The organism is Xanthomonas hortorum (assembly GCF_011305375.1).
Taxonomy (GTDB): domain Bacteria; phylum Pseudomonadota; class Gammaproteobacteria; order Xanthomonadales; family Xanthomonadaceae; genus Xanthomonas; species Xanthomonas hortorum_E.
In genome coordinates, this window is sequence record NZ_VCME01000002.1 from 215,604 (window position 1) to 222,355 (window position 6,752).

Sequence of the window (6,752 nt, forward strand, 5' to 3'; positions counted from 1 at the left end):
ATCAGCGGGACTGAGAATGGCTAACAAAACGTAGCAATAGGTTTGTTGGCCGCTCTGAACGTCCGCCAGCCATTTTGATCCAGGCATCTTTGATATGGCGGGTTTTTAAAGCGCACAAAAAAGCTCGCTGTCTGCCAGATATCAGCAGACAGCGAGCATGTGTCACCTCTCGAACAACGTTACTGGTCGCTCTTGCACTCGAAGACCGACACGCTGCGTGGCGGGGCCAGGAACTCGCTGGCGCCGGCCGGCATCATGTCCACTTCCAACGCTTCGTCGGTGGAGAGCACTAGCTTCCAGTGCACCGGTTCATCGGACGAGGGCAGGGTGAAGGTCACCCCTTCGTGGTAGGCATTGATGACGATCAGCAAGGTGTCGTCGTTGGCCAGTTCCTTGACGCCCGAGGTCTGCGCCTTGCCTTCCAGCAGCAAACCCACCGAGCGTGCACCGGCATCGGTCCAATGCGCGTCGTCCATCTCGGTGCCGCCGGGATTGAGCCAGGTCAGATCGCGCAGGCCGGCCTCCTCGTTGTACTGGCCGTTGAGAAAGCGACCGCGCGACAGGATCGGGTAGCGCTTGCGCAAGCCGGTGAGCGCCTTGACGAATTCGGTCAAACGGCCGTCGGTCGGGTCGTTTTCCCAATCCAGCCAGGTGATTTCGTTGTCCTGGCAATAGGTGTTGTTATTGCCGCCTTGCGACTGTGCGCGCTCATCGCCGCTCAATAGCATCGGCGTGCCTTGCGAGAGCAGCAAGGTGGCGAGCAGGTTTTTCATCTGCCGCTCGCGAATCTGCAGGATCTCCGCGTTGTCGGTATCGCCTTCTTCGCCGTAGTTGCACGAGCCATCGTTGGACGAACCGTCCCGATTGTCCTCGCCGTTGGCGATGTTGTGCTTTTCGTTGTAGCTCACCAGATCGCGCAGGGTGAAACCGTCATGCGCGGTGATGAAGTTGACCGACGCCCACGGGCGGCGACCGCGCCGATCGAACAGATCTGCCGAGCCGGTAAAGCGGGTGGCAAACTCGGCGAGCTTGCCGTCTTCGCCCTTCCAGAACTCGCGCGCGTTGTCGCGGAACTTGTCGTTCCACTCCGACCAACCCGGCGGGAAATGACCCACCTGATAGCCACCGGGGCCGCAATCCCACGGCTCGGCAATCAACTTCACTTCCGTGAGCAGCGGGTCCTGGTTGCAGGCATCCAGGAAGCCGCCACGCTGATCGAAACCGCTCGGCTCGCGCCCCAGGATGGTGGCCAGGTCGAAGCGGAATCCGTCCACATGCATCTCGCCGGCCCAATAGCGCAGCGAGTCGTTGACCATCTGGATCACTCGCGAATTGCTTAGATTCAGCGTGTTACCGGTGCCGGTGTCGTTGATGTAATAACGCTTGTCTTCGGCAAGGCGATAATAACTGGCGTTGTCGATGCCCTTGAACGACAGCGTCGGGCCCAACTCGCTGCCTTCGGCGGTGTGGTTGTAGACCACGTCCAGAATGACTTCCAGGCCCTGCTTGTGCATGGCCTTGACCATGTCGCGGAATTCGTCGCGGTGGCCGCTGGAGAGATAACGCGACTTCAGCGCAAAAAAGCCGATGGTGTTGTAGCCCCAGTAATTGCGCAGGTCCTTGTCCAGCAGATGCTGGTCGTCCAGATACGCATGCACCGGCAACAACTCGACGGCAGTGACGCCAAGGTCCTTGATGTATTGCAGCACCTGCGGCTGCGCTAGTCCGGCAAACGTACCGCGCACCGCCTCCGGCACCTGCGGGTTGCGCATGGTGTAACCGCGCACGTGGGTTTCGTAGATCACCGTTTCGTTCCACGGCCTGAGCAGGCGTGCGTCGTCTTCCCAGTCGTAGGTGTCTTCGACCACCACGCACTTGGGCATGAAGGGCGCACTGTCGCGCTCGTCGAAGCTCAGGTCGCCATCCGGGTGACCCACGGTGTAGCCGTAGAGTTCGTCCGCCCAGACCAGATCGCCGTCCAGCTCGCGCGCATAGGGATCCATCAGCAACTTGTTGTGGTTGAAGCGGTGTCCCTCGGTCGGCTCGTACGGGCCATGCACGCGGTAGCCGTAGCGCTGGCCCGGTTTGACGTCGGGCAGATAGCCGTGCCAGATCTCATTGGTGTATTCGGGCAGATCGACCCGCGTCTCGGTGCCTTGTTCGTCGAACAGACACAGCTCCACGCGCGTGGCATGCGCAGAAAACAGCGCGAAATTGGTGCCTGTTCCATCGAAGAGCGTGCCACGCGGGAACGGGCGCCCCTGGCGGATGCGGGAGGGGTTGGCATAGGCCGCGCTTGCTGGACGTCGCATTGAGAGTCTCGGGTGCGCCGGCATGCCGGCATTAGGGGACTCAAGCATTGCGGTTTTGCCTGTGCAAAACGCGTCACGGCCATAGGGGTGCGGCGTGAGGGCGGCATGCGGCAGTCGCTGCGCTCGCCTGATCACTGCGCAGCGCGGCTGGAGGTGGGCGTGCCCACGCAATGCTGCGCCGAGTGGGTTGAGCATCACTGGCGTCGGTGCTGGTTGGCGCATTCGGCACAGACATAGGCACAGACATATGCACAGACAAGGTGCATGCGCGCAGCATCTAGCGCAATGCATGTGCGCATTGCTTGAGCGCCGCGCGGCCGCCCTGCTAGCATCCAGGCCACTGAGGTTGCGCAACACCTGCGTCGCTTCAATAGCGTTGCCCAGCAGCGTTCGCCTTTCCCTCCTCGGGGCCGTCGCACACCAGTTGGATCGAAGCGTGCAGGGCAGGGTTGCAGCCCGCACGCGCGATCGACTGGCAGACGTACGGACTTGGGTCACTTCGTCACTAGACTCCGACCATGTCCAGGCCGCGCCGCGCACCCTCCGCGATGAAAATCGCCATCCTTTCCCGCAACAGCAAACTGTATTCGACCCGCCGTCTCATCGAGGCCGGGCGCAAGCGTGGGCACACGGTACGCATCCTCGACCCGCTGCGCTGCTACATGCGTATCGCCGCCGATGGCTTCAGCCTGCACTACAAGGGCAAGCCAATCACCGGATTCGACGCGGTCATTCCGCGCATCGGCGCCTCGGTCACGCGCTATGCCACTGCGGTGTTGCGCCAGCTCGAATTCATGGGCAGCTACACGCCCAATCCCTCCGACGCCATCCTGCGCTCGCGCGACAAGTTGCGCGCGCATCAGCTGCTGGCGGCCCAGGGCATCGACATGCCGGTGACGGTGTTCGGCGACAACCCGGACGACACCCAGGACCTGCTCTCCATGCTCGGCCCGCCGCCGCATGTGGTGAAGTTGAACGAGGGCACCCAGGGCGCCGGGGTGATCCTCACCGAGAAGGCCAGCGCCTCGCGCGGCGTAGTCGAGGCGTTGCGTGGGCTGTACGCGAACTTCATCGTGCAGGAATTCGTCGGCGAGGCCGAGGGCGCCGACCTGCGCTGCTTCGTGGTCGGCGACCGGGTGGTCGCCTCCATGCGTCGCCAGGCCGCCGAAGGCGACTTCCGCTCCAACCTGCACCTGGGCGGCACCGCCGCAGTGGCCGAAGCCACGCCGCAAGAGCAGGAGGTGGCGGTGCGCTCGGCGCGCGCGCTGGGCTTGGCGGTGGCCGGCGTGGACCTGATCCGCTCCAATCGCGGCCCGCTGGTGCTGGAGGTCAATTCCACCCCCGGTCTGGAAGGCGTGGAAGGCGTCTGTGGCGTGGATGTGGCCGCCGCAATCATCGAGCACCTGGAGCAGACGGCCCGTTGATCGGGGATTTAACATTTTTATCAAAAAAATAACGAAACTCTAATCCTTGCCCCGCTAGCCTCTCCCGACCGTAGCTCCGCTCTCGGCAGTGACGGTGATCGGGATGCATTTTTGGCCCGGGTGCTTAGCGGCACCTGGGCCTTTTTGTGATGGCTTGCCGGGATTGGGGTTCACGTCTACATTTCCTTACTCAATCAGCGACGGAACGACCAGCAACGCTGAGCATCACGCAGTACGTTCGGCGGCCGAATGGCGCCAACTGCTGAAACAACCAAGACGACAGCGCGGCTGCAACGGCACCTTGCCACACGCAGCCGGGTACACGACCCAACAATGAGGTTCCAGTGCGCATTCTAGTAATTGAAGACAACAGCGATATCGCCGCCAATCTTGGCGACTATCTGGAAGACCGCGGCCACACGGTGGATTTCGCCGCCGACGGCGTCACCGGCCTGCATCTGGCCGTGGTGCACGAGTTCGACGCCATCGTGCTCGACCTCAACCTGCCCGGCATGGATGGCATCGAGGTGTGTCGCAAGCTGCGCAACGAAGCGCGCAAGCAGACGCCGGTGCTGATGCTCACCGCGCGCGACTCGCTGGACAACAAGCTGGCCGGCTTCGACTCCGGCGCCGACGACTATCTGATCAAGCCGTTCGCGCTGCAGGAAGTGGAAGTGCGGCTCAACGCGCTCTCGCGTCGTGGCAAGGGCGTGCACACCCGCGTGCTGGAAACCGGCGATCTGGAATACAACCTGGATACCCTGGAAGTGCGCCGTCGCGGCAAGTTGCTGCAGCTCAACCCCACTGCGTTGAAAATCCTGCAGTCGCTGATGGAGGCTTCGCCGGCCGTGGTCACCCGCCAGGAGCTGGAAACCCGCGTCTGGGGCGAAGAACTTCCGGATTCGGACTCGCTGCGCGTGCATATCCACGGCCTGCGCGCGGTGGTCGACAAGCCGTTCGACGTGCCGATGATCCAGACCCGTCACGGCATCGGTTATCGCATCGCCTCGCCCGATGCCTGAAAGCAATAACGGCGCGCGGCCCGCCCGCAGGCGTGGCCGCTACCGGCGGCGCCTGCGCAGCCGCATCATTCTGTCGTTCGTGCTGTTTGGCTTCTGCCTGACCACACTGTTCGCCTTCGCCACCACCTGGGCGCGCTCGCGCGTGGAAACCCAGTTGGTCGAAGACGTGATGAACCGCAATATCGACGCCTTCGCGCAGCGGTTCTATTCCGACCCGTTGCGTAACCCGGATCTGCCGGTACAGCAGATGCGTGGGCGGGTGGTCAAGAGCGACAAGTTCGAAGCGTTGCGCCGCGAACAGCCGGATTGGTATCAGTTTAAGGATGGTATTCGGACTGTCTCGGGTGTCGACGAGAGTGGTAATCCGTACTCATACAAGCTAGCTGTGCGAAAAACGCCAAGTGTCTGGTTTTTCTTGGCCTACGACATGACCCAGACCATCAAGGGCGAGATCCAGCTCAAGCGCACCTTGATGCTCTCGGTGCTTGTTTTCAGCGGGTTTTCGTTGGTGATCGGCTGGTGGTCTGCGTCCAAGGTGATGCGCCCGGTGTCCGATCTGGCCGCGCGCCTGCGCGCCTACCGCGGCGGCACCAGCGAGCCCAAGCCGTTGGCCGCGCACTTCCCGGACGACGAGGTAGGCCAGCTCGCAGAGGCCCTGGACGATTACTCTGCCCGCCTCACCGAAGTGGTGCAGCGCGACCGCGAATTCAACGCCGACGTCAGCCACGAACTGCGTACCCCGCTGGCGGTGATTCGCGGCGCCACCGAACTGCTGCTCAGCAAACCCAATCTCGACGAAAAGATGCTGCAACGCCTGCAACGCATCCAGCGTGCCGAACTGCAGTGCAGCGACCTGATCGGCTCGCTGCTGCTGCTCTCGCGCAACGAGCGCGGGCAGGGCAGCAGCAACGTCGCCAAGGTGGCCGAACAACTGATCGACGCGCACCGCGCCCAACTCGGCGGCAAACCGCTGGAACTGCTGCTGGAAGGCGAACGCGACCTGGTCATCGACGCACCCGAATCTGCCTTGTCGGTGGCGCTGGGCAACCTGATCGGCAACGCGGTCAAGTACACCCAGGACGGCCAGGTGCGTGTGCGCGTGCTAAGCGATGCAGTAGAGGTGATCGACTCCGGCCCCGGCCTGAGCGAAGAGGACGCCGCCAAACTGTTCCAGCGCGGCTACCGCGGCACCCACGCCGGCCACTCGCAAGGCGGCGGCATCGGCCTGTCGATCGTCAGTCGGCTATGCGACTTGTACGGCTGGCGCGTCAGCGTGCGCCCAGGCCAGGAGCGCGGCGTCATCGCAACACTAGCCTTCCATCGCTAACCAACCACCCGCTTGCGTAGGAGCGCACCTGGGCGCGACGGTCTTACAAGCATGGTCCGGCGACGCAATAGATAATATCTTTCCCTACTCGACCCGCAACGCATTGCCCGGCAGTTCAGACCAGTCCACAGGCACTCAACGTTGCAGGTCGGTCAGGTCCGATGGCATCAGCTGGCGGTAGTGCAGCACCGTCAGGATATCCACCTGCGTTGGCGTAACGCGGTAGATCAGTCGGTAAGGGCGTTCCAGCAACTCCCGCACTTCAGCGGGTGCGTAGCGTGGCAGCGCTCTGCCCATCGCGGGCGAATGACCCAACTCCAATGCACGCCGCGCTAGGGAACCTCTGAACAACGCACCATAGATACGTGACACTACCCGCCTCATGTTGAGGAGTAATCCATGCAACTGACGTTCGGCGACGCTGAAGGCCTGGGCAAGCGCAAGCAGACCCGACGGGAGATCTTCCTGGCCGAGATGGAGCAGGTCGTTCCGTGGCAGCACTTGCTCGGTCTGATCGCACCGCACTATCCGGTGTCGGGACGCCCAGGTCGGCAGCCATACGCACTGGCGACGATGTTGCGGATTCATTTGCTGCAGCAGTGGTATGCGTTGAGCGATCCGGCGATGGAAGAAGCGCTGCACGAGATTCCGACCTTGCGGCGCTTTG

6 protein-coding genes are annotated in these 6,752 nt (G+C 62.8%); 4 read left to right on the forward strand and 2 right to left on the reverse strand.

Features of this window, described 5'->3' with window-relative positions:
- Positions 1-179 precede the first annotated feature (179 nt).
- Positions 180-2,312 (reverse strand): glycogen debranching protein GlgX, encoded by a 2,133-nt coding sequence (gene glgX / locus FFY45_RS02460; RefSeq protein WP_176339295.1) that lies wholly within the window; start codon positions 2,310-2,312, stop codon positions 180-182.
- 548 nt (positions 2,313-2,860) lie between these two features.
- On the opposite strand from glgX, the gene rimK reads away from it, so the two are divergent.
- The 3 genes from rimK to FFY45_RS02475 all read left to right on the forward strand — a co-directional run bounded on the left by rimK (position 2,861) and on the right by FFY45_RS02475 (position 6,085).
- Complete coding sequence (gene rimK, locus FFY45_RS02465) at positions 2,861-3,736, forward strand: 30S ribosomal protein S6--L-glutamate ligase (protein WP_439333504.1); 876 nt, start codon at positions 2,861-2,863, stop codon at positions 3,734-3,736.
- 344 nt (positions 3,737-4,080) lie between these two features.
- A complete protein-coding gene (locus FFY45_RS02470) occupies positions 4,081-4,758 on the forward strand; it encodes a response regulator transcription factor (RefSeq protein WP_006448355.1) in 678 nt (225 codons plus the stop codon).
- Positions 4,751-6,085 (forward strand): sensor histidine kinase, encoded by a 1,335-nt coding sequence (locus FFY45_RS02475; RefSeq protein WP_176339297.1) that lies wholly within the window; start codon positions 4,751-4,753, stop codon positions 6,083-6,085. Before FFY45_RS02470 ends, FFY45_RS02475 begins: the two co-directional genes overlap by 8 nt.
- Positions 6,086-6,220: 135 nt before the next feature.
- Here FFY45_RS02475 and FFY45_RS02480 read toward each other — a convergent pair whose 3' ends face one another.
- Entirely contained in the window at positions 6,221-6,457 is a 237-nt protein-coding gene (locus tag FFY45_RS02480; RefSeq protein WP_176339298.1) for a type II toxin-antitoxin system RelE/ParE family toxin, read from the reverse strand.
- A gap of 27 nt (positions 6,458-6,484) precedes the next feature.
- On the opposite strand from FFY45_RS02480, the gene FFY45_RS02485 reads away from it, so the two are divergent.
- A partial coding sequence (locus FFY45_RS02485; protein WP_176339299.1) for a transposase occupies positions 6,485-6,752 on the forward strand: 268 nt, incomplete at its 3' end.